We start from the raw sequence: 22207 nt of genomic DNA, 5'->3' as shown, positions 1-22207 counted from the left end.
GGGTGAGCCGATCCCGACCGCAGGTCCCGTTCGCCACACGGCACGCCCGCAACGGCATGGTCTGCACCGTCGACCATCTCGCGAGCGACGCCGGCGTGTCGCTGCTGCGCGCCGGTGGCTCGGCGGCGGATGCAGCAGTGGCGGCTTCGGCCGTGCTCGCTGTGACCACCCAGCACATGTGCGGCATGGGCGGCGACCTGTGGGCGCTGGTCCATCACGCCGACGGCACAGCCCCCGCGGCGCTCAATGCGAGCGGCCGGGCCGGCAGCGGCGCCGATCCCGACGCGCTGCGCGCCGAGGGCCGCACACGGATGCGCTTCCGCAACGACATCCGCAGTGTGCCGGTACCGGGATGTGTAGACGGGTGGCTGAGCCTGCACGAACGGTACGGGCGCGTCCCACTGGCGGAGGTGCTCGCCCCCGCTATCGACTTCGCGAGCGGCGGCTTCCCGCTCTCGCCCCACGGCGCAGCGGCCGCGGCATTGCTCGACGGCGTCGCCAACACCGACGACTACTCGCCCCAGAACCGGCCGGGAGATCTCATCAGTCGGCCCGGCGTCGCCGCTGCCCTGCACGAGATCGTCGTCGGCGGCCGGGAGGCCTATTACGAAGGCGGCTTCGGCCGCGACCTCATCGAGCTGGGCAGTGGCGAGTACACGACGGCGGATCTGGCTCGATCCCAGGCCGACTGGGTGACGCCGCTGCAGACCGACGCCTGGGGGCACCGCCTCTGGACCGTGCCGCCGAACTCGCAGGGCTACCTCACGCTCGCCGGCGCGTGGATCGCCGCCGGTTTGGAACTGCCCGCAGACCCCGACGATCCGCTGTTCGCCCACCTGCTGGCCGAAGCTGCCAAGCAGGCAGGATGGGATCGGCCCGCGGTGCTGTCGGCCGACGCCGACGGTGCGGCGCTGGTTGCGCCCGAGCGGCTCGCACCCCGCCGCGCCGCCATCTCGCCGGATGCGGCGGCGCCGCTCGGCGCCGGCACCGGTACCGGCGACACCATGTACCTCGCGGCGGTGGATGACGACCGCATGGGCGTATCGCTGATCCAGTCCAATGCGGGCGGCTGGGGCATCGGGCTGTGGACCCCGACGCACCGGATCAGCCTGCACAACCGGGGAATCGGCTTCAACTTGGTGGAGGGCCACGCTGCGGAGTACCGACCCGGCCGGCGCCCCCCTCACACGCTCGCTCCGGCCATCGTCCAGCGCGCAGACGGGTCGCTGCGCTCAGTAGTGGGCACGATGGGCGGCGATGCCCAGCCTCAAGTGCTGCTGCAGGTGCTGGCCCGGTCGCTGTGCGCGGGCGAGGAGCCGGCATCGGCCATCGGATCGGGCCGCTGGCGGTGGGGCGCTGCCGAGGGAACCGGCTTCGACACGTGGGCCGATCCCGGCAATCTGCAGCTGTACATCGAGGGTCATGCGGCATGGGCGGGCCCCGACGGCCTCGCCGATCTCACCGGGCGGGGCCACCGGGTCGGCACCGACGGTGCACATGACAATTCGTACGGCCATGCGCATCTCATCGAGGTGCACGACAGCGTGCTTGCGGGGGCGTCGGATCCCCGGGCGCTCACCGGCGGCGTCGCCGGCTACTAGGAGCGAACGCTCAGCCTCAGTGCGGCAGCGGTTCGGCCACCTCCAGCCGGGAGGGGCCGAGCGAGCGGGCGACGAAGAGGGCCGCGTACGCACGGTCGCGCAGATCGGCCGCTTCCAAGGCGTGGGTGGGATAGCTGGCCACGCCCATCGAGAGTGTGACGCCCGTGTGATACGAGCGTGCGGCCACTTCGCGGCGCACCCGATCAGCGGCCCACACTGCTCCCCCGTGCGGCGTGTCGTCGAGGACAGCGGCCAGGATCCCGTCGGTGCAATGGCAGACGGTGTCCGATTCGCGCAGCGTGCCTCGCACCAGACGTGCCGCGAGCCGCTGAGCGACCCGGGCCTGCGTACTGCTCAGCCCCTCGAAGCCATCGACCTCGAAGAACACCACCGACAGCGGCTGGAGAGCCCGCCGGGCCAATGCCAGCTTGCGGTCGAGCAGGACCGCGAAGACGCGCACATCGGGAAGTCCCGTCACGGGATCCAGCACAGAGTCGAATACGCCGGGGGTAGAGCCCCCGGCGCCATGGCGAGCCATGGAGCGCCAGAGTGCCACTGTCGAGCGATCCGCACAATGCCGAACCGTCAGATGGCGACCGCCGACGGAACTCACGGCCCCTCGCGTCTGGACGGGCTCAGCGTCGCCACCGCGTCCGATGTGCGGCTCCGCACTAGCGTCGGCGCATGCGCATTGCACGACATCTTGTGGACGGTCAACCCGCCCTGGCCGTGGTGACAGACCAGGAAATAGCAACGCTGGAGAGCGACCACACAGACCTGCCGACCCTGCTCGAAGCGTGCGACGGCGACCTGACGACCGCAGTCGAAACCATGTCGACGGGCCCCGCCACGCCGCTCAACGAAGCGAGTCTGCTGTCGCCGGTGGGCCGCCCGCCCACCATCCTCGCCGTGGGGCTCAACTACCGGGCCCACGCAGCCGAGGGCGGCCGTGAGCCCCCAAAGGTGCCGATCATCTTCAACAAGCACCACCACTGCATCATCGGGCCGAACGAGTCCATTCACCTGCCGGCGGCCGCGCCGGACATGGTCGACTACGAAGGCGAGCTGGCCATCGTGATCGGGCGGGCTGCACGAGCCGTGTCCGCCGCCGACGCCGCCGACTACATCGCCGGCTACACGATCATGAACGATGTCAGCGTGCGCGACTGGCAGCGCGCAAGCCCCACGATGATGATGGGCAAGTCGTGGGACACCCACGGCCCGTGCGGACCGTGGATGGTCACCGGCGACTCCATCGACCCGCACAACTGCCGCTTGGTCACGGAAGTGAGCGGCGAAGTCCGCCAAGACGCCAAGACCGACGATCTCATCTTCGACTGCTACGAGATTGTCGAGCATCTGTCGACAGCGTTCACGCTTGAGCCGGGCACGATCATCGCCACGGGCACTCCCGAAGGAGTGGGAGCGTTCTGGAAGCCGCCCTCGTTCTTGAGCGACGGCGATGACGTGTCCATCACGATCGAGGGCATCGGGACGCTCACCAACCCGGTGATCGCCCAACCCACCTAGAGCTGCTGGCCCAGGGCAGTCGTGATGCGGTCCTCGACGGCGACGACGCCAGGTTCCGGCACACCCGACATCAGGCAGCGGTTCGAATTCGACTACTCGCTGGACCCCGGCAGGTCGCTCGGGCGCGTCGGCGGAAAGGGCGCCCTAGGCCCCGTGTTCTACGACGGACCCGACATCTGGCGCACCCGGGACACACCTGCGGGCGAAGCCACGCTGCGCATCACGCGCTCGGGGCACATGGCAGATGTGGCCGGGTGGGGACCAGGCGCCGAGATCGCTGCGGCGGGTGTGCCGGCGCTGCTCGGCGCCCATGACGATCCCACTGCGCTCGTGCCCCAAGATGCCGTCGTAGCCGGCTGGATGCGCCGCTGGCCCGCGCGCCGGCTGACCGCCACCGGCACGATCTGGGAGCACGTAGTGCCCACTGTCTGCGGCCAGAAGGTGCCGGGGTTGAATGCCAAGAACTCGTGGCAGGGAATCCTGCGGCGCTGGGGCAGGCAACCGCCCGGCCCCATCCCGAGCGCTCTGCGACTGCCCCCGACGGCGGAGCTGATGGCCTCGCTCGCCTATCACGAGTTCCACCGCTTCGACATCGAGCGTCGTCGTGCCGAGGCGATCATCGCCGGTGCCCGCCGCGCAGCGACGCTGGAGCGGTTGGCTCAATGCCCGCCGCAGCAGGCACGTGAACGCCTGCAGAGCGTCCGGGGAATCGGCCCGTGGACCGCGTCGATCATCGTGCTGCTCTGCCACGGCGATCCCGACTCGGTGATCGTCGGCGACTACCAGATCCCCAGCTACGTCACTTGGCACCTAGCCGGCGAACGGCGCGGCGACGACGACCGCATGCTCGAACTCCTCGAGCCCTACCAAGGCCAGCGCGCCAGAGTTCAGGCACTGGCCAAGTCAGCCGGCCCACCCCCACGCCACGGTCCACGCATGCCCTTGCAAGACCTGCAGAATCGCTAGCGAAACGCGTTCTCTACGGCAGCAATGCCACGGGAACTTCGACGATCTTGGCGCGCAGGTACTCCCCCAGTGCCTTCGCCTGCGGATCCTGCCGCGTCGACGCCGCCACACCCTCCTCCAGCAGCCCGTGGAAGATGAAGTTGAGGCTCCAGATGTTGGGCAGGTCGTAGCGATCCACCCGGTGCTCGGCGGCCTCAGGCATCAGCCCGGCAAGTCGCCCGACAGTCAAGAAATCCGACAGCCACCAGAAGGCCTCAGCCGAGCGGGCAAAGACGCCCAAGTTGGCGTTCGGCCCCTTGTCTCCGGACCGGGTGCCGAACAGCGTGCCGAGCGGCACGGATCGCGTCGGCCCGCCGGGCGGCGCCACTCGTTCGGCCGGAGCCGCCTCGCCCCTGTCAGATGGGGCCTGAGCAGACGAAACATCAGGTGGGGTGCTGTCGACCACGGTGCGGCGACCGTCCACCACCACCTGCATCGGAACCAGCGATGCGTCCACGAGGGCGGGCCAGTACACGCCGAAGGGCTGGCCCGCCCCGGGGCCTCCGCCGGTGCCGAACATCCCGGGAATGGAGCACAGGCCGATCTCGGTGCCCGCATTCGAGAATGCTCGGCCGACCTTGCGCTCATCAGGGTCCTTCACGATGATCTTGTAGACGGCGACGGCCTCCTCATTGGTGCCGGGGTCGGCCTTGTGGGTCGGCAGGAACTTGCGCACCACGGTCTCGTAGTCGTCGGGTTCGTAGGGGCAGGCATGCCAGAACTGGCGCTCGATGAGCTCCGCCTTGGCCTCGATGTCCAACCCGGTCAGCCCGATCGAGATCTGGTTGCGGAAGCCGCCCTGGTAGTTCATGGCCACCTTCAGCGTGGGCGGCGCCGGCTCGCCCCGGGTGCCGCTGATGCGCACCCGGTCTCGCCCGATCTGGTCCAGCTCAATGGTGTCGAAGCGGCTCACCACATCGGGGTTCATGTAGCGCTCGCTCTGGATCTCATACAGCAGTTGGGAGGTGATCGTGCCCACCGAAACCTCCCCGCCGGTGCTGGCGTGCTTGCCGATCACACTGGAGCCGTCCGCGGCGACCTCCGCCCACGGGAACCCTGGGTAGGTCATGTCGGCGATCTCGGTGAAGAAGCTGTAGTTGCCGCCCGTGGCCTGCCCGCCGCACTCGATCACATGCCCGGCAACGATGGCGCCGGCAAGCGCATCCCAGTCGTCACGAGTCCAGCCGTGATGCCATGCCGCAGGACCGGCCACCACGGCTGCATCGGTGGCTCGCCCGGTGATGACGATGTCTGCACCCTGGTTCAGCGCCTCGACGATCCCCCAGCAGCCGATGTAGGCGTTGGCGGTCACGATTCGATCGGCCAGCTCGCCGAGGGGCTGGCCGGTGTCGAGATGGGCAAAGTCGTTGCCGGCTGCGATCAGCTCCCCCAACCGGTCGGTGAGGTCGTCACCGTCGACATAGGCGATGGACGGGCTCAGACCCAGCCGGTCCGCCACATCGGCCACGGCGTCGGCGCACCCAGACGGATTGAGACCGCCGGCGTTGGACACCACCTTGATGCCCCGGTCCAAGCAGGTGCCCATGACTTCCTCCATCTGCGTGACGAAGGTGCGGGCGTAGCCGGCGCCGGGTCGCTTGGCGGCGATGCGCGACAGGATCAGCATGGTCAGCTCGGCCAGCCAGTCGCCCGTGAGGGCATCGATCGGGCCCCCCGACACCATCTCCCGGGCGGCAGACAGCCGGTCTCCGAAGAAGCCGCTGCAGTTGGCTATCCGGATGGGCGGTGCGGTGGTCGTGCTCATGTTGGTGGAACCTCTCGTCGCTGGCGCTTGTTTCCCGCTCTTGTTCGCTTCGCTCACGGGCCGCTCGGGCCACGGCTTCGCCTGCCGGCTCAGCCTCTGGGCTCCGATGCAGGGTAGGTCACCGCTCTGCGAGACTTCCGGCCATGGCAAATCCTGTGCTCCTGCTTCACGGTTTCACCGGCTCGGTAGCGAGCACCTGGCAGCCGACCGGCATCATCGATCTGCTGTCCGACGGCGGCCGCGAGGTCATCGCGTGGGATCTGCCCGGCCACGGCTCGGCCGAGAAGCACCACGACCCAGCCGGCTACGCCGACATGGAGGCCAAGCTGGTGGAGCGGCTCGCAGCTGAAGTCGGCGAGCAGACCGTCGACGGCGTCGGCTTCTCCATGGGATCACGCACGCTGCTGGCTATGGCGGCTATGGCACCCGAACGCTTCGGCCGCCTGGTGGTCTCGGGTGTCGGCCGGAATCTGTTCGAACGCGACGACGAGCAGGCCGAGCGCATCGCACGCGGCGTCTCCGGGGAGGCCGAGGCTGATGACGTGCACGCCCAGACTTTCGCTCGCTATGCCGCCGAGCCGGACCAGGACGGCCGAGCACTGGCTGCGTTCATGCGCCGCAAGCACGCGCCGCTCGGAGACGACGAGTTCGCACGCATCACCCATCCCGTGAGGGTCGTGCTCGGCACCGAGGATTTCGCCGGCCCTGCCGACCCGCTGCTCGACGCCCTGGCGGACGCCTCGTTCACCGGGCTGCGTGGCTGCGACCACTTCGCCACGCCCAAGAACTTCGGCTTCATCGACGCGGTGATGGAACACCTCGAGGTTTTCTGAGCCCTGCCGCCCGCAGCCGAGCCACCAACTCACGGCTGTTCACAGCAACTGCTCCCGCTTGCAGCGCCAGCTCTCGCTCGGTCTCATCGACGTCGTAGTGATCACCCTGGAATGCAGCCCGCCGCTTGCCTATGAGCGCCGCGAACCGGTGCAGCTCGTCGTAGCTCTCGTCGGAAACGAGATGAGCCCAGCGGCGGCCGCGCCATGGCCAGCGGGCCTCGTCAACCAGGATTGCCATCGGTCCAGCTTGGTATATGACTCTCCGGCCGCGCTGGACAGCGGGACGAAATAGGCTTGCCTTCCCAACGAGGCGCCTGACGGGGGGAGGCGCGGTGTGATTGGGCAGTTCCAGCGCGCACGACGGCCATCTCGGGCCTTGGCGCGCGCTGCCGCAGCCGCCCTGCTCGCTCTCACCGGGATCGGTATCGGCTCGCACCAGTCAGCGCAGGCGACCGAGGTACCCGTCGACATAGCCCCGGTCAGCCAGCACCTCAACGCATGCTTCCCCGAACCGGCGCTCCCGTGGCTTCCGTATATGGGCCCCGCCATCGAAGGCGCTCTCATCTATGACGACTGGATCGCCTCGATCATCACCGCAGGGCAGGCCTGTGAACCGCTTCGCGTGCCGCTCTTCGGCGAACTCCGCATGCCGCTCGCCGATCCCGTCATGACCTCGGAGTTCGGCCCCCGCTACCACCCAGTGCGCAAACGGTGGCTGCCGCACACCGGAGTCGATCTCGTCGACCGGGAGCGGCGCTGGCGCGTACCCGTCCTCGCGTCCGGCATGGGGAGCGTCATGGCCACCGGGAGCTTCGCTGCGTATGGCCGGTCGGTCATCATCGACCACGGACACCGGGTGGCCACGGTCTATACGCACCTCAGCAGCGTGAGCGTGCGTGAGGGTGACCAGGTGGAGGCCGGCGATCGGATCGGGCGGCTGGGGTCGACCGGGGCAGTCACCGGCCCGCACTTGCATTTCGAGTTGCGTCTGGGCGGTGCTGCCGTGAATCCACTGGACTACGTCGCACCTTGGCCCGAGCCGCCCCCGGGTCACGCCTGAGGTTCACCCGTGTCGACCGGGTTGTCCGTGTCGTCAGCTGCATCTTCCCCGTCCTCGTCCTCGTGGGTCTCGAACAACTCGGACTCGATGAGCTCGTGCCGCTTGATGTACGTCGACACGAATGCCTGAACCGTTGCGGCCGCCGGCACGGCGAGCAGTGCGCCAGCCGAGCCCAGCAGGGCTGCCCCTACCAACACGGCCCCGAAGGCCACCGCAGGATGGATGTTCATGGTGTGGGCGGTCACACGCGGTGCCAGCAGGTAGTTCTCGATCTGCTGGTACGCGAGCACCACCACGGCCACCCAGAGGGCTGAGATCGGTTCGTCGAGCAAAGCAATGAGCAACGGCAGCAGTCCCGCCAGGTATGTACCGACGACCGGCACGAATTGCGAGAGCACGCCCACCCACATCGCCAGCGGGATCGGGAACGGCACACCGATGATGGCGAAGGCCGCCCAGTGCACCAGGAATGCCGCCATCGCGAGCAAGGTCCGCGAGTAGATGTAGCCGCCGGTCTTGTCGATGGCCAGTTCCCAGCCACGCATCACAGCGGCCTGACGAGCGGGCGCCAGCGCCGAGCAGACCAGGCGACGCAACCGCGGGCCGTCCGCAACCAGGTAGAAGGTGAAGAGCGCAACGGTCAGCATCTGTATTGCCACGTTCACCACTGTCGAGCCGACCGACACCAAGTTGCCGGCGACATCACCGAGCAGCGATGCCGCGCTCCCGCCTTCGGTGAACTGGGCTCTCAGGTCGTCGGTGCTGATCTGAATGCTGAATTGGTCGTCTGCCCACCGCTCGATGTCGGCCAGATAGCCGGGCGCCGCGTCGATCAGCTTCGTGATCTGGTCGGCCAGCACCGACGCCATCGCCGCGACGAATCCAGCGACAGCCACGGTGAACGCCAAGAAGACGACCGCTGTGCCGAGCCCCCGCTTCCAGCCCCGGCGCGCCAGCCAATTGACTGCCGGTTCCATCGCAAACGACAGGAACAGCGAGACGAGCAGTACCACCAGGAGGTCGCGCAGCTTGTCGATCAGCCACGCAGCGGTCGCGAGGCCGACCACCGCCGCCATGAGCAGGCCGATGGCGCGGGGCACCCAGCGCGGCATCCGGTCACGCTCGGGCAACCGCAGCTCCGCCCTGCGCCGGGCCTCACTTGCCACGATCGCCCCCGTGCCCGGCGCCCATCGCGTCGAGAACCGCTGGGTGCAGCACACCATTGGTAGCGACGCCGTTGCGGTTGCGGTACTCGAGCCGGCCAGCGACGTCGGTGAAGGCCCCGCCGGCCTCGGCCAAGATCACCGGCATCGGCGCCAGATCCCAGGTCTCGCACACCGGGTCGATCATGGCCTCAGCCTGACCGGTCGCCACCAGGAAGTATCCGTAGGCGTCGCCCCATGTGCGCATCATCGCGCCACGAGAGCGCAATGCCTCGAATTGGATCGGCTCGAAAGTGTTGTAGTCGGAAGTGTTCACGAGCGCCCCGCTGAGGTCAGGGTGATCGCTCACCGAGCAGCGGTGGTCGTCGAGCCAGCAGCCCGAACCCCTGCCGGCGGCGAGCGTCTGCCCGAGCACCGGCAGGTCGATGACTCCCACCAACGGTCCGTGAGGATCCACGAGCGCGACGAGCGTCGCGTACAGGGGGACGCCCCGCACAAAGCCCCTCGTCCCGTCGATGGGGTCGACGATCCATGTCCGGCCGTCGGGCCGGATCGAGCCGCCCTCTTCCTCGCCGAAGATCGCGTCGTCGGGAAACAGCTCGGCGATCCGGTCGCGGACGAGGCGCTCTGCCGCCCGGTCGGCTTCGGTCACCTCGGTGCCGTCGCGCTTCCAAGTGACGCCGAGATCGCGCCGGCCGAACCATCGCAGCGTGAGCGCGCCGGCTTCGGTAGCGATATCGCGGACGGCCGCGACCAGTGATTCCCCCGCCGGGCCGCCGTCTGCCTGCGGCGCACTCACTCGCCGCGGCCTGTGCCTTGCCACGGCAGCCGTCGTTGCCGCGGGGCCTCATCGGCCTCATCAACGATGTCGGGACTCAGCGGGAAGTTCAGCACCGGCACAGGGAGCTGCCGGGCGATCCGTTCCGAAGGCAGCAGGACCAAGCGTGAGGCGCCTGTGGGCGGACGCTGGGAGAACAGCACCACCAAGTCAGCGTGATGCTGGCTGCGCGAGCGCACCACCGCACCAGTGAAGCTCTCGTTGCGCAGCGAGCGGAACTCGAAGTCGACATCGCGGCTGCCGCAGAGCTCGCCGATCTTGACAGCGTGCGGCTCGTCACGCTCCCCCGGCATCAGCACGACCAGCGACGACCGCCATCGCGCCGCTTGATCGATCAGCCATTCGGGCAGCTCCACCGGGACCGGCGCCGCTACCAGCACACGATGGGGCAACTCGAACTCCTCGGGGGCGGCGCCGTTCTCGTCTTCAGAAGACGACCAGCCGCGCAGATCCCGGGCAACCAGCAGCGGCCCGACCAGCTCGAACAGCACGACGGCGCCCAGCACCACCGTGGCGGCCTCTGCGCCCGGGTCGCCGAGCCGCTCCGACGCGATGACCGCCAGGCCCACGGCAACGCCGGCCTGCGGCGTCAGATTGACCCCCAGTCGCAACGATCTCCGCCAGCCCAGGCCCCCCACCAATCCTCCGCCGAGACCTCCGACGATCTTGGCTGCGACGCGCACAACGATGTACGCGACACCCACCAGACCCACCTTGGGCACGTCGGAGAGGTGGATCGAGGCGCCGGCCAGCGCGAAGAACAGGAGGTACAGCGGCTGCTCGATCGTCTTGATCGTCCGGAACAGTCGCACCGAGAACGCCTGCGGCGACACCGTCGCCGCCGTGGCGCCGGCAACCAGCGCAGCCAGCGGAAGGGAGATGTCCAACCAGCCGGCGATGGTCCACCCGATCACGATGTGCACCAGCACAAACAGCAGGAGCTCACCGGAGGTCTCGATCTGGAACCCGAGACGCGAGATGAACCAGCCCCCGAGCAGTCCCAGCACCGCGCCGCCGATGCCGAGCTGCACGAAATCGAGCACGGCACCGCCGACATCGGCAGCCTCGTCGGAGAGCACCACGGCAATGGGCAGGACTGCCGCGAACGTGGTGGTGGCCAGCGCATCGGACACCGCGTGGGTGCCCACGATGCCGGTGGGATAACTGCCGCGGGCGCGCACTGAGCTCACGATGTGTGCGATCGTCATCGGGGCACCCGCTCCCGCGAGCGCTCCCAGCACCAGCGCCACAGGGCGGTCAGCTCCCAGCCTGCTGGTCACCCAGAAGACCGCGACTGCGCTCAGGGCAAATTGGACCACACCAGTGGTCAGCGTCCAACGGGCGGCGCGCAGCGCCCGCACCGAGACGCGCTCACCGATCACGAACATGAGCACGGCCAGCGCCACCTCCGTGACCGGACGCAGCGCGATCAGGGAGGGCTCGTCGATCAGGTTGATTGCCGGCGGCCCCGAGGGGCCGAGCAGGGCGCCGACTATGAGGAATGCGACCAGCTCGGGCAGGTGGTGGCGTGCCAGCAGCCGGCTGGCGAGGTATGCCAGCCAGGCGAGGACCGCGAACGCGACGAGCGTGTCGTTCACTGTCGTGTCACCGCCCCGGCAGGCGCCAGAACCATGTGCTCAGGGAGTCGATCAGCTCCCAGATGACTCAGACCCAGATCAATCAGAAGCAGCCGAGACCGGCTCGAAGTTGGGGTCGCGCTGCTCCACGAAGCTCTGGACGCCTTCCTTGAAGTCCGGTCGTGTGAGCGATTCCCGCATAAGCGCGTTGGACTCCTCCAAGGCGTCGCTCCGTGCCTCATCGAGCTGTCCCCATACCTGGCGCTTGATCTGGGCCATTGACCACGGAGCGCTGAAACGCCCCAGATCACCCGCATAGCTGATTGCCTCGTCGAGCAACTCGTCGGGCGCGAAGACCCTGCTGACCACTCCCATCTCCTTGGCCTCGTCGGCCAGGAAGACGCGGCCCGACATGAGGATGTCGAGCGCATTCGACGGACCGACGACGCGGGGCAGCATCCATGAGACGCCGTGTTCGGCAATGAGGCCGCGGCGCACGAATGCACTCGTGAACTTGGCGCCCTGGGCCGCGAATCGGACATCGCACATCATGGCGTGCACGAAGCCCAGTCCGGCGCATGCCCCGTTGATCGCTGCCACCACCGGCTTGGGGATGGACAGGGCGTAGTCGTGACGCTCGTTACGCAGGCGGGGCGGGGCCTCATCGGAGCCTTCGCCTTGCCCGCTGCTGATTCCCTGCAGGTTGTCCATGTCGGCCCCGGCGCAGAATCCCCGACCTGCCCCGGTCACGACGATGGCTCGAACGTCAGGGTCGGCGGCGGCCTGATCCAGGGCGTCGAAGTAGCCGGCGCCCAGCTCGCCCGTCCAGGCGTTGAGGCGTTCCGGACGGTTCAGCGTGACAACCGCCACGCCGTCGTCAACCTCGTACAGCACTGTGTCATTGGTCTGGCCGCTCATCGGGGTCCTCCTTGTTGATTCCAATGCGCCAAGCGCATCGGTGCTTGTGCCGACGCGTCTGGTCGCATCGGTGCAGACACCGTCGCGGCCACGCTACTCGCGCTAGTTGCGAGGCATCTCTTCGACGGTGACAGTGTCCATCGTGTCGCCGACGGCGATGGCAAGCGCCACGTCCATTCCCTCGGTGACGCAGCCGAACAGGTTGTAGGCAGGCTGCAGCTTGGCGCGGCAGTCGTCGATGCAGATGAAGAACTGGCTGCCATTGGTGTCTGGCCCCGCATTGGCCATGGCCACGGCACCGAGCGCGTAGTCGCCCTTCACAGGCTCGTCAGCGAATCGGTACCCCGGGCCGCCACGGCCAGATCCCTCCGGGCAACCGCCCTGGATGACGAAGTCGGGCACGACTCGGTGGAAGGTCAGCCCCGTGTAGTAGCCGTCCTGTGCCAGGTTGACGAAGTTGTTCACCGTCACCGGGGCGAGCTGGGGGTCGAGGTCCATGACGATGCGGCCCTTGGACGTGTCGAGGGTGACACGCCAGATCGCATCGGTGTTGATGTTCATTGCAGGTGCAGAAGACATGAGCCAGCGACGCTACCCGCCACGGGTGCGCCCGCAGCGGAGGCGGCAGAACCCTCTGCGACCAGCGATCCAGCAGGTCGCAACGTCGCCGAGTCTCCTGCCGCCTCCGCTGCTATGGCATCTGTTACTAGCAGCTCCGGCCAGTCAGTCTGTTGAACGCAGGATGCGGCCGGCGAGTGCGCCGGTGTGCTCGCCGTCGCGCATGAACACCTGCCCGTTCACCAGCGTGGCGTCATAGCCGTCGCCACGCTGGATGTAGCGGCCCGCGCCGCCCGGGAAGTCGTACACGTACTCAGGACCAGACAGCGACAGGCCGTCGACGTCGATGACGTTGATGTCGGCGAACCGGCCGGCTTCGAGCCGGCCCCGGTCGACCAGCCCGAACAAGTCGGCCGTGTCAGAGGTGATCCGGCGAATGCCCTCGGGCAGCGAGAAGAACCCGTTGTCGCGCACCCAGTGGCTCAGGAAGAAGGTGGGCTGGCTGGAGTCCATGATCTGGCCGACGTGGGCGCCCGCGTCGGCGAGGCCCATCACGATGGCGTCGTGGCTGAGCATCCGCTCAATCGCATCGAAATCCTGGTTGAGCACGGGAAGGCTCAGCATCACGGTGCCGTCGGAGCGATCGGTGGCATCCAGGAACAGCTCCACCGGCGAGACGCCGACTGCCGCAGCCTGCGCCTCGAGCGTGCCGTCGGGCCCGATCCGGTAGTTCGGGTTGACCGCATCGAGCAGGTACAGGCGGCTCAGGTCAACGAGCGAGTTCGCCATGCCGGTCGAGTTCTTGTCCGACGAGTTGGCTTCGGCCACCAAGGCCGCACGGGTCGCAGGATCGCGGATCGCCTCGAGGCGACCGGCCACGTCAAGGTCGCGCAGCGAACGCCACGTGTCGCCCGCCCGGTCCCACGGCGTGCGGTGCTGGATTCCGAGCACGACGCCGATGGCACGGCAGGTGGTCTGCGGTCGCAGGTTCGCGCCGGTGGCGTTCTGCTCGCTGACGTAGCCGAGCACGAGGTCGCTCATCTCGGGCTTGCGAGCCGAATACACCAAGCCGAATGTGCTGGGCCGGCCGCTGCGCCGCGTGATCTCGCCGAGCACCTCGATCTCGTGGCGGCCTCCGGCGAAGTCCGGCCCGGCAGCCTCGAAGCGAGGCGCCGACTCGAACACGCCGCGGCCGTGGCGGCCGAGCACGTCGCCGAAGGCGTACAGCTCGTTGTCGTCGGCGAAGGTGCCCGGGATCGGGCGTCCGTCGGGCGTGCGATGGAGCAAGGTGCGCGACGTCGAGAAGCCCAACGCGCCCGACCCCATCGCCTCGTCCACCAGTTCGCACATCGCTGCGATCTCCGACTGCGATGCAGGTCGCTCGTCGAGGCTGTCGGGGCCCATCGTGTGCCAGCGGACGGCGACATGCCCGACCATGCCGCCGACATTGAGGCCTTTGGGCATGCCGTCCAAGAAGGCCAGATACTCGCCGTAGGAACGCCAGTCCCACGGGAGGCCCTGCATCATCGACTGCTTCGGGATGTCCTCGACCGACTCCATGACCTCGGCGATGTACTCGATGTCTTCAGTCTTCACCGGAGCGAACGTGACCCCGCAGTTGCCCATGACGACCGAGGTCACGCCGTGCCAGCACGAGCTCGAGCCGATGGGGTCCCAGGCGAGCTGCGCGTCGAGGTGCGTGTGGATGTCGACGAATCCGGGCGTGACGACCTTGCCGGCACCGTCGATCTCTGTGCGCCCCGACGCCGTGACCTCGCCTACCGCGGTGATCCTCTCGCCGTCGATGGCAACGTCGGCGATCTTGGCATCGCTGCCGGTGCCGTCGACCACCAAGCCGCCTCGAATGACTGTGTCGTGGGACATCGCGCGCTCCCGTTCGTGTGAGCTACCCGTCGCGTGAGCTTACGCCCACCGGGATTCCCCCGCCGTGTCTCCGCGCAGCGTGTCTCCACGCCCCGCTGCTGGCTTCGGTACTCTCGAATGGATGCCGACTCCCCAGAGAGCTGTGACTGGAAGGGCGACTGCCGTGCACCGACCCGACTCCCGCCGAGACGCTGAGCCGCGAGGCAGCACCGCACGCTGGCGTGTGCTTGCTGCAGCGCTGGCCGCTGCGATGCTGGTCAGCGCCTGCGGCCTGCTGAGCGACGACGACACCGACGCGACCACGACCACCGCCGCTGATGACGCGATGATGTCGGACACCGACGACGAGCCCACCACGGTCGTGACGGCCGTGCCCACGACGACGGCGGCCGGCGATGACATGTCCGAGGACGAGGCCGGTCCCGACGTGACGGTGGAGTCGAAGCTGTCGACCGCCGGCTTGGGGCCAGTGCAGATCGGGCACTCGCTCGAAGACGCCCGGACCGCCGCCGGTTCCCTGATGATCGCCGTTCCCGGTGGCTCAGACGCCTGCCGCTACTACACGGTCCAGAACGGTCCTGAAGGCGTCCGGTTCCTGGCCGTCGATGCCGAGATCGTGCGCGTCGACATCGAAGCCGGTCCGATCACGACGATCTCGGGTTACGGCATCGGCTCCACCCGGAGCGAGATCATCGAGGCCTTCGGCGACAGGATCGAAGACGGTCCGGGACTCTCAGCGATCCAGTACGTGCCGGTGGACGCCCCTGACATCGACAAGCGCGTGGTGTGGGAAGTCGACGAGGCGGGCGCGGTGATCTCACTGCGAGCCGGGCGGCTCCCCCACATCGAGCCCCGGGTGGCCTGCACCGGCTAGGCGCAACGGCCTGCATCCATGTGACCGCTGCGGCGGCGACAGGGACTAGCGGTTCGCCACGTCGCCGAGATTGCGGATCACGTCAATCCACAGCTGCGTGCTGAGTGCGAGCGAATCGACGTCGACTCGCTCGTCGTTGCCATGGAAGCGCAGCATGAAGTCGTCGGAGTTGACCCGGTTGCTGAACAGGCCCGCCCCGTAGGCCACTGCGCCCATGAGACGGAAGAAGCGGGCATCGGTCGCGCCCACGATCAGCTGCGGGATCACCGGCGCGCCCGGGTGTGCCTTGGCGACGAGCTCGCTCAGCAACTGCCACATCGGCGTGTTGGTCGGTGAGGAGCTGGCCGGATCGTCGTGGAGGTGCTCGATCTCGACCTCGTCGAACAGCTCGCCGAGTGCCGCCCGCAGGTGCTCATTCACCTCGACGGGGTCGCCCGGTGCGGTGCGGATGTCGACCTCGATCTCCACCTTGTCAGGAATGATGTTGGTCTTGTTGCCGCCGCCCACGACATTCGGGCTGAATGTGGTGTGGCTGCATGCGTGCAGATGGCGGGCGAGGCCCGGTGAGTCGATGCCGGCCACGGCGTCGTAGACGCGGGCCGGGTCGAGCAGCGCCTCGCGGGTTTCGTCGTCGACTCTCAGCGTTGAGACATGGTGCTGCCACATCTCGGTGAGCTGAGGCGCCGGGCGGTACTCGGCAATGCGGCGCACGATCTCGGCCGCCTTGATGAGGGCGTTGTCGGTGCCGAACGGCATCGAGCCATGGCCGGGTGTGCCGCGCACGGTGAGCCGGCGCCAGCCGATCCCCTTCTCGCCTGCTGCGAGCGTGATCTTGGTGCCCTGGGGCGTGTGGTTCGGCATGCCGCCGAACTCGGTGAGCACGTAGTCGCACTCGATGGCGTCCCAGTGGTGCTCGGCCATCCACTTGGCACCGTAAGTGCCGCCCGCTTCCTCGTCGGCGACACCGAAGTAGATGACATCGCCCTTCGGCCGGTAGCCGCTGCGCACGATGTGACGGAACGCCACCGCCATCGACGAGGTCAGGTTGAGCATGTCGACCGCCCCGCGTCCCCACACTTCGCCGTCCACCAGCTCGCCGCCGAACGGATCGCGGCTCCAGCCGTCGGCGTTCACCGGCACCACGTCGGTGTGACCCATCAGGCACAGCTTGGGCGCCGACGGGTCCGTGCCCGAGATGCGGGCCACCAATGACTTCCGGCCCGGCTCGGACTCGAAGCTCTGCATGTCGACGCCAGGACCTTCCAGGTACGTCTCCAGCAGGTCGCTGTTGCGGACCTCCTCGCCCGATTCGACCCTCCCGTCGTTGACACAGGCATTGCGGATCAGCTGCTGCAACAGCTCGATGGTCTGGTTGGTCAGCGCTGGATCGGTGTGGTCGAGTTGGCCCATGGCAGCGATGTTACGACTGCGCATGCACCCCGAATGGCGAGCCGGCGATCTTGGTCGCAGTTGCACAGCCACGGCTACGGTGAGCGCCATGAACGCGGCAACTGACACATCCGCCGGCCCATCGACGGCTGCCGATCTTGAGACGTTCAGAGCGACGACGGCTGCATTCCTGCGCGAAGCCGTCGAAACGGGCGTGGCGTGCCCTGCGTACGGCGCGATCCTGGTGCCTGCGCTGCATGAAGAGGCCCGCGTCTGGCAGCGCTACTGCTACGACCACGGCTGGGCCGGGCTGCATTGGCCGACCGAATACGGCGGTCGCGGGCTGACCCGGGCGCATACCGGCGTGTGGATGGAGGAGTGCGAACGCGCAAGCGTTGCCCCCTACCTGAACCTGCAGGGGATCGTGCTGGCGGGCGAAGCCATCATGCGCACCGGCACCGAGCGCCAGCGTGAGCAGTTCCTGCGCCCGATCCTGACGGGCGAGGTGCTGTGGTGTCAGCTGTTCAGCGAGCCCGGGAACGGCTCGGACCTGGGCGGGCTCACCAGCGCTGCGGTGCCCGACGGCAGCCACTTTGTGCTGAACGGCCAGAAGGTGTGGTCGTCGAACGCCCAGTTCGCCGAGTACGGCATCTTGATGGCCCGCACCGAGCCCGATGCCCCAAAGCACCGCGGCATCAGCTTCTTCCTGCTCGACATGACGCTGCCGGGCATCGAGGTGCGGCCCATCAAGCAGATGACCGGCGACAGCGAGTTCTGCGAGGTCTTCTTTGACGACGTCGCTATGCCCGCCGACGCACTGCTCGGCGAGCGCGGTGGCGGCTGGGGCGTCGCCATGGCGGTCCTGGAAGACGAGCGCGGCGGTGCCGGCTCGTCCGGGGTCATCAGTCTCCGCAAACGCCTCACCGAGATGATCGAAGCGGCAGGCGATGCGGGGCCGCTGGGTCGCCAGTCGCTCGCTGAACTGCACGCCCGGGGAAACGCGCTGGCGGCGCTGATGGAGCTGCACGGCGCTGATCCGCTCATGGCGCCAGTGGCCAAGTTGGCAAACAGCGAACTCGGGTACGACGAGGTCGCCATCGGCGCCAGCCTGCGCGGCGCCGAGGCCATGCTCGCTTCGGACGAAACCGAGGCATTCCTGTATGCGCCGGGAATGCGCATCGCCGGGGGCACCAGCGAGATCCAGCGCAACATCATCGGCGAGCGAGTGCTCGGCCTGCCGCGCGAGCCGTCGCCCTAAGGTTGGCGGGCCGGTCGGCGTCACACGGCCGGAACACAGCCCTGCGCAGAGCACAGAGTGGCGAGGGAGCCGACATGGCGGTTGCAACCGAGGCTGAACGGGAGGAATGGCGGGCCGGCAACGCGGTGAGTCCCGACCGAGAGCAAGCGCACTTCGGCGCGGGCGTCCCAGCCGCCGCCGATCTCGCCATCGATGAGATCAACCCGCTGAATCCTCATCTGTTTCGCGAGGATCGCTGGCACGATCACTTCGCACGGCTGCGTCGGGAAGATCCCGTTCACCTCAACGAGCTGGGATCCGCAGGACGCTATTGGTCAGTCACGAAATGGGCCGACGTCCGCGAGGTGGAGAGCGACGACGAGACGTTCTGCTCGGCTCACGGCATCACCATCGGCCCGCCCACAGACACTGATCTGCCGCCGACGACGCCGCTGAACTCTTTCATCACCATGGACGCGCCCGAGCACCGCCGCCAGCGCCGCACTGTCCAGCCGATGATGGCCCCGACCAACCTGCGAGACCTCGAGTCGCTCATCCGGGAACGCGCGACGAAGGTGCTCGACTCCCTGCCGGAGGGCGAGACGTTCGACTGGGTCGACACGGTGTCGGTCGAGCTCACCACGCTGATGCTGGCAACCCTGTTCGACTTCCCGCTGGAAGACCGCCGCAAGCTCACCCGCTGGTCCGACCTGGTCACCACCATCCCCGGTCCGGACGGGATCGTCGAGACCAGCGCCCAGCGGCGCGAGGAGTTCGCCGACTGCCTCCCGTACTTCGAGCGGCTGTGGGAAGAGCGGCGGAGCAACCCCGGCAACGACATGATCTCGATGCTGGTCCACGGCGATGCCACCAGCCACCTTCCCGCCGCAGCCCACCTCGGCAATCTGATCCTGCTGATCGTGGGCGGCAACGACACCACACGCAACACCATGTCGGGCAGCGTGTACGCGCTCAACAGGTACCCCGATCAGTACGACAAGCTCATCGCGAACCCCGATCTCATCGCTGGCTTCGTCCCGGAGATCATCCGCTGGCAGACGCCGCTGTCGTACATGCGGCGAACCGCCACGAAGGACTGCGAGGTCGGAGGCAAGCAGATCCGCAAGGACGATCAGGTCCTGATGTGGTACGTCTCGGCCAATCGAGACGAGGAGATCTTCGGCGACAACGCCGACGACCTCGACATCGAGCGTCACAACGCCGCCAGTCACCTCTCGTTCGGCTACGGCTTCCACTACTGCCTCGGCAGCCGGCTGGCCGAGCTGCAGCTGCGGGTGCTGTGGGAGGAGATCCTGCCGCGCTTCGAGCGCATCGAAGTCCAAGCCGAGCCCCAGCGCTCGCTCTCGTCGTTTATTCACGGCTACACCCACCTCCCCGTCCAAGTCACCCGGCGGTAGCCGCGACCGTTGCTGCGGCTGAGCCCAACCCCCGAAGGAGTCCTCACATGACCGTGAAGTTCTGCTGGTTCAACCTGATGCCATGGCCCGATCTGCCCGACGACTTCAAGACCGAGCACCGATCGGTGTGGGTGGACATCGACGGCTCGCTGTTCGACCCCGAGCGCGCCAACGGCGTCTACCACGAGTACATGGACCAGCTCGAGTTCGCTGACGAGCTCGGCTTCGACGGCATCGGCGTCAACGAACATCACCAGAACGGGTACGGCATCATGCCGAGCCCCAACATCATCGCTGCCGGCCTCGCCCGGCGGACCTCGCAGGCGGCCATCTGCGTGATCGGCAATTCGATCGCTCTGTACAACCCGCCGCACCGGGTGGCCGAGGAATTCGCCATGCTCGACTGCCTCAGCGGCGGCCGGCTGGTGGCCGGTTTCCCGGTGGGCACCCCGATGGACACCAACTTCACCTACGGGCAGATCCCGGCACTGACCCGCGAGAAGTACTACGAGGCCCACGATCTGATCATGGAGGCGTGGACCAATCCGGAGGTGTTCGCCTTCGACGGCAAGTACACCCAGCTGCGCTACGTGAACTGCTGGCCCAAGCCCATCCAGCAGCCCCATCCGCCGATCTACATCCCCGGTGGCGGCTCAATCGAGACGTGGGACTTCTGTCTCAAGAACGACTACAACTACTCCTACCTCAGCTTCAACGGGTACCTGGCGGGCCAGACGCTGATGGACGGCTACTGGAACCGGGTCGGCGAGATGGAGAAGTCCATGTCGCCAGGCCGTGCCGGGTTTGCCCAGATCATCTGCACGGCGGCCACCGACGCCGAGGCGGAAGAGCTGTACAGCGAGCACATGCTGTACTTCTTCAACCGCTGCCTGCACGTGTTTCCGGGCTTCGCCGACCCGCCCGGCTACCGGACGGTCAAGACGATCCAGGCGGGCAAGCTGGACCAGTTCCGCAAGGAGAACCAGGAGCTGTTCAAGCGGCTGACCTGGAAGGACCTGGTCGAGGGCGGTTACGTGATCGCCGGCTCGCCTGACACCGTGCGCGAGCGCATGGAGGACATGATCAAGCGACTGCGTGTCGGCACGGTGTTCTGCCTGCTGCACATGGGCAACATGCCCGACTGGAAGACCCGCTACTCCAGCCAGCTCTTCGCTGAGAAGGTCATGCCCGGCCTGCGCGGCATCTGGGGCGACGAGTTCTCCGACGCGGAGGACTGGTGGTGCAAGCCGATGGACGACCGAGTGCGCCCCGAGGACACGATGGCCGACGCCCGCCGCTACCCCGAGGCGCCCAAGGGCACGATGGCATGAGCGCAACCGATACTGCTCCTGCGCAGGCGTTCGAAGAGGTCGTCATCACGACCCGGCGATCGGTGACCGCGCCGGTGCGCGTCTACGAGCCTGCAGGTGCTGATGCATCCGGTACGGCGACCGTGCTGGCATTGCACGGCGCGGGCGGCTGGCTGCCGGGCGAGCCGGTGCTCGACGGCCTGGCCGCGGCCGGCCTGCGCGTGGTGGCACCGGTGTGGCCCGCTTGGAGCGAGCACGGCGACGAAGACTGCCTGTCCGATATGCAGGACTTTGCCCTGCACGGTTGGGACGTGGCCACCGAGATGGGTTTGCTCTCGGGCTCCGGCTCAGGCGAGCTGCACCTGATGGGTCACTCGATGGGCGGCATGATCGCTGCGGAGATGGCGGCACTGGCGCCTCAGTCGGTGGCTCGCATGGCCTTGCTGTGCCCGGCGGGGATGTGGCTGGGCGACCACCCGATTCCCGACATCTTCGCGATGCTCCCCTACCAGCTCGCCGAGGTGCTCTTCGCTGATCCCAACGTGGGCGAGGAAGTGCTGACCGGCGGCGCCGACTTCTCCGACAACGAGACGTTGACGCGGTTCATGGTGGCGCGTGCTCGCCAGCAGGGCATGGCCGGCAAGATCCTGTTCCCGATCCCCAACCGGCGCTTCTCCGAGCGGGCCTACCGGGTAACGGTGCCCACGCTGCTGGTGTGGGGCCGCCAAGACCGGCTGATCCCGCCTGCGTACGCCGACGCGTGGCAGGCGGCACTGCCCGACGCGACCGTCGAGCTGGTCGACGGCGCCGGCCACATGCTCCCCTACGAGCAACCGGCAGCCGTAGTGGCGGCGGTCACCGCTCACCTCGCTGGCTGAATTGACTCATTACACCGGACGACCGATCCCCCGGTCATCAGGGCGCTCACAGTGCATCGAGCCGGGCTGACTGCCGCTCACTGGCTGGGTGGTCAGGCAGAAATTGTGTCTGTTTCTGAATGGCCGCGTTCAACGGTCTAGCTGAGCTGACCGAGTGTGAGGCAGTCAACGGCTTCACGTAGCAGCACTGGCCGTTCGCTCGCGATGGAGCGCAGCACGCGCGCGTGAACGACAAAAGTGCCAATGAGGAATAGCACGTTCCAGATCTTGTGGCCCTTCGCGGTTTTGTGGGTTGAGGGTGGGTTGAGGGTCTGTTTGTAGGGGTCGAGGCCCTGCTGGGATCGGTGTTTGGAGACGCCGAACCCGGAG

At 67.8% G+C, this 22207-nt stretch carries 21 protein-coding genes; 10 read left to right on the top strand and 11 right to left on the bottom strand.

Features of this window, described 5'->3' with window-relative positions; translation table 11 throughout:
* Positions 1 to 2 precede the first annotated feature (2 nt).
* The gene (locus tag VI480_RS08795; RefSeq protein ID WP_323672457.1) at positions 3 to 1601 is read left to right on the top strand and encodes a gamma-glutamyltransferase; all 1599 of its coding nucleotides are present in this window, start codon (positions 3 to 5) and stop codon (positions 1599 to 1601) included.
* Between the two features lie 16 nt (positions 1602 to 1617).
* On the opposite strand, the gene VI480_RS08790 is transcribed toward VI480_RS08795, so the two are convergent.
* Entirely contained in the window at positions 1618 to 2139 is a 522-nt protein-coding gene (locus VI480_RS08790) for a diguanylate cyclase (RefSeq protein ID WP_323672456.1), read from the bottom strand.
* 146 nt (positions 2140 to 2285) lie between these two features.
* Here VI480_RS08790 and VI480_RS08785 point away from each other — a divergent pair, with 146 nt between their 5' ends.
* A complete protein-coding gene (locus VI480_RS08785) occupies positions 2286 to 3131 on the top strand; it encodes a fumarylacetoacetate hydrolase family protein (protein ID WP_323672455.1) in 846 nt (281 codons plus the stop codon).
* Between the two features lie 24 nt (positions 3132 to 3155).
* On the top strand, positions 3156 to 4097 hold the full coding sequence (locus VI480_RS08780; RefSeq protein WP_323672454.1) for a hypothetical protein: 942 nt from the start codon (positions 3156 to 3158) through the stop codon (positions 4095 to 4097).
* A 13-nt stretch (positions 4098 to 4110) separates the two neighbouring features.
* On the opposite strand, the gene VI480_RS08775 is transcribed toward VI480_RS08780, so the two are convergent.
* A complete protein-coding gene (locus tag VI480_RS08775) occupies positions 4111 to 5901 on the bottom strand; it encodes an acyclic terpene utilization AtuA family protein (protein ID WP_323672453.1) in 1791 nt (596 codons plus the stop codon).
* Between the two features lie 143 nt (positions 5902 to 6044).
* On the opposite strand from VI480_RS08775, the gene VI480_RS08770 reads away from it, so the two are divergent.
* Positions 6045 to 6734: an alpha/beta fold hydrolase gene (locus VI480_RS08770; RefSeq protein WP_323672452.1), complete on the top strand. Its 690-nt coding sequence runs from the start codon at positions 6045 to 6047 to the stop codon at positions 6732 to 6734.
* Here VI480_RS08770 and VI480_RS08765 read toward each other — a convergent pair.
* Entirely contained in the window at positions 6697 to 6972 is a 276-nt protein-coding gene (locus tag VI480_RS08765; protein WP_323672451.1) for a DUF4031 domain-containing protein, read from the bottom strand. The genes VI480_RS08770 and VI480_RS08765 overlap by 38 nt on opposite strands.
* A gap of 96 nt (positions 6973 to 7068) precedes the next feature.
* Between VI480_RS08765 and VI480_RS08760 the strand changes: the two genes are divergently transcribed.
* Positions 7069 to 7794: a M23 family metallopeptidase gene (locus tag VI480_RS08760; protein ID WP_323672450.1), complete on the top strand. Its 726-nt coding sequence runs from the start codon at positions 7069 to 7071 to the stop codon at positions 7792 to 7794.
* On the opposite strand, the gene VI480_RS08755 is transcribed toward VI480_RS08760, so the two are convergent.
* From VI480_RS08755 to VI480_RS08730, 6 genes are all read right to left on the bottom strand, one after another.
* Complete coding sequence (locus tag VI480_RS08755; protein WP_323672449.1) at positions 7785 to 8960, bottom strand: AI-2E family transporter; 1176 nt, start codon at positions 8958 to 8960, stop codon at positions 7785 to 7787. The genes VI480_RS08760 and VI480_RS08755 overlap by 10 nt on opposite strands.
* Positions 8950 to 9756 carry an inositol monophosphatase family protein gene (locus VI480_RS08750; RefSeq protein ID WP_323672448.1) on the bottom strand — a complete coding sequence of 269 codons (807 nt, stop codon included), beginning with the start codon at positions 9754 to 9756 and terminating at the stop codon, positions 8950 to 8952. Before VI480_RS08750 ends, VI480_RS08755 begins: the two co-directional genes overlap by 11 nt.
* Entirely contained in the window at positions 9753 to 11393 is a 1641-nt protein-coding gene (locus tag VI480_RS08745; protein WP_323672447.1) for a cation:proton antiporter, read from the bottom strand. The genes VI480_RS08750 and VI480_RS08745 overlap by 4 nt, the downstream gene beginning before the upstream one ends.
* 78 nt (positions 11394 to 11471) lie before the next feature.
* Positions 11472 to 12290, bottom strand: a complete 819-nt coding sequence (locus VI480_RS08740; protein ID WP_323672446.1) for an enoyl-CoA hydratase — start codon at positions 12288 to 12290, stop codon at positions 11472 to 11474.
* Between the two features lie 102 nt (positions 12291 to 12392).
* Positions 12393 to 12869, bottom strand: a complete 477-nt coding sequence (locus tag VI480_RS08735) for a peptidylprolyl isomerase (RefSeq protein WP_323672445.1) — start codon at positions 12867 to 12869, stop codon at positions 12393 to 12395.
* 144 nt (positions 12870 to 13013) lie between these two features.
* Positions 13014 to 14732 carry an N-acyl-D-amino-acid deacylase family protein gene (locus VI480_RS08730; RefSeq protein WP_323672444.1) on the bottom strand — a complete coding sequence of 573 codons (1719 nt, stop codon included), beginning with the start codon at positions 14730 to 14732 and terminating at the stop codon, positions 13014 to 13016.
* 163 nt (positions 14733 to 14895) lie between these two features.
* Here VI480_RS08730 and VI480_RS08725 point away from each other — a divergent pair, with 163 nt between their 5' ends.
* Positions 14896 to 15606, top strand: a complete 711-nt coding sequence (locus VI480_RS08725; protein ID WP_323672443.1) for a hypothetical protein — start codon at positions 14896 to 14898, stop codon at positions 15604 to 15606.
* Positions 15607 to 15651: 45 nt separating this feature from the next.
* Here VI480_RS08725 and VI480_RS08720 read toward each other — a convergent pair whose 3' ends face one another.
* Positions 15652 to 17016: a M20/M25/M40 family metallo-hydrolase gene (locus VI480_RS08720; RefSeq protein WP_323672442.1), complete on the bottom strand. Its 1365-nt coding sequence runs from the start codon at positions 17014 to 17016 to the stop codon at positions 15652 to 15654.
* A gap of 88 nt (positions 17017 to 17104) precedes the next feature.
* Between VI480_RS08720 and VI480_RS08715 the strand changes: the two genes are divergently transcribed.
* The 4 genes from VI480_RS08715 (at position 17105) to VI480_RS08700 (ending at position 21838) form a co-directional block, all read left to right on the top strand.
* Complete coding sequence (locus tag VI480_RS08715; protein WP_323672441.1) at positions 17105 to 18253, top strand: acyl-CoA dehydrogenase family protein; 1149 nt, start codon at positions 17105 to 17107, stop codon at positions 18251 to 18253.
* Between the two features lie 74 nt (positions 18254 to 18327).
* Positions 18328 to 19650, top strand: a complete 1323-nt coding sequence (locus VI480_RS08710) for a cytochrome P450 (protein WP_323672440.1) — start codon at positions 18328 to 18330, stop codon at positions 19648 to 19650.
* Positions 19651 to 19697: 47 nt separating this feature from the next.
* Entirely contained in the window at positions 19698 to 20981 is a 1284-nt protein-coding gene (locus tag VI480_RS08705; protein ID WP_323672439.1) for an LLM class flavin-dependent oxidoreductase, read from the top strand.
* Positions 20978 to 21838 carry an alpha/beta hydrolase gene (locus VI480_RS08700; protein WP_323672438.1) on the top strand — a complete coding sequence of 287 codons (861 nt, stop codon included), beginning with the start codon at positions 20978 to 20980 and terminating at the stop codon, positions 21836 to 21838. Before VI480_RS08705 ends, VI480_RS08700 begins: the two co-directional genes overlap by 4 nt.
* A gap of 137 nt (positions 21839 to 21975) precedes the next feature.
* On the opposite strand, the gene VI480_RS08695 is transcribed toward VI480_RS08700, so the two are convergent.
* Positions 21976 to 22207, bottom strand: a 232-nt coding sequence (locus tag VI480_RS08695) for a hypothetical protein (protein WP_323672437.1), incomplete at its 5' end; no start/stop codon positions are given.

The sequence above is a fragment of the Candidatus Poriferisodalis multihospitum genome (assembly GCF_028283155.1).
GTDB lineage: Bacteria > Actinomycetota > Acidimicrobiia > Acidimicrobiales > Poriferisodalaceae > Poriferisodalis > Poriferisodalis multihospitum.
Note: the sequence above shows the minus strand (reverse complement) of the source record. Positions and strands in the feature narration are given on the sequence as shown.

Coding starts and splice junctions, on each gene's coding strand:
- VI480_RS08790 (WP_323672456.1), bottom strand. CDS start 2,139: ATGGCTCGCCATGGCGCCGGGGGCTCTACCCCCGGCGTATTCGACTCT.
- VI480_RS08785 (WP_323672455.1), top strand. CDS start 2,286: ATGCGCATTGCACGACATCTTGTGGACGGTCAACCCGCCCTGGCCGTG.
- VI480_RS08780 (WP_323672454.1), top strand. CDS start 3,156: ATGCGGTCCTCGACGGCGACGACGCCAGGTTCCGGCACACCCGACATC.
- VI480_RS08775 (WP_323672453.1), bottom strand. CDS start 5,901: ATGAGCACGACCACCGCACCGCCCATCCGGATAGCCAACTGCAGCGGC.
- VI480_RS08770 (WP_323672452.1), top strand. CDS start 6,045: ATGGCAAATCCTGTGCTCCTGCTTCACGGTTTCACCGGCTCGGTAGCG.
- VI480_RS08765 (WP_323672451.1), bottom strand. CDS start 6,972: ATGGCAATCCTGGTTGACGAGGCCCGCTGGCCATGGCGCGGCCGCCGC.
- VI480_RS08740 (WP_323672446.1), bottom strand. CDS start 12,290: ATGAGCGGCCAGACCAATGACACAGTGCTGTACGAGGTTGACGACGGC.
- VI480_RS08735 (WP_323672445.1), bottom strand. CDS start 12,869: ATGTCTTCTGCACCTGCAATGAACATCAACACCGATGCGATCTGGCGT.
- VI480_RS08730 (WP_323672444.1), bottom strand. CDS start 14,732: ATGTCCCACGACACAGTCATTCGAGGCGGCTTGGTGGTCGACGGCACC.
- VI480_RS08720 (WP_323672442.1), bottom strand. CDS start 17,016: ATGGGCCAACTCGACCACACCGATCCAGCGCTGACCAACCAGACCATC.
- VI480_RS08715 (WP_323672441.1), top strand. CDS start 17,105: ATGAACGCGGCAACTGACACATCCGCCGGCCCATCGACGGCTGCCGAT.
- VI480_RS08710 (WP_323672440.1), top strand. CDS start 18,328: ATGGCGGTTGCAACCGAGGCTGAACGGGAGGAATGGCGGGCCGGCAAC.
- VI480_RS08705 (WP_323672439.1), top strand. CDS start 19,698: ATGACCGTGAAGTTCTGCTGGTTCAACCTGATGCCATGGCCCGATCTG.
- VI480_RS08700 (WP_323672438.1), top strand. CDS start 20,978: ATGAGCGCAACCGATACTGCTCCTGCGCAGGCGTTCGAAGAGGTCGTC.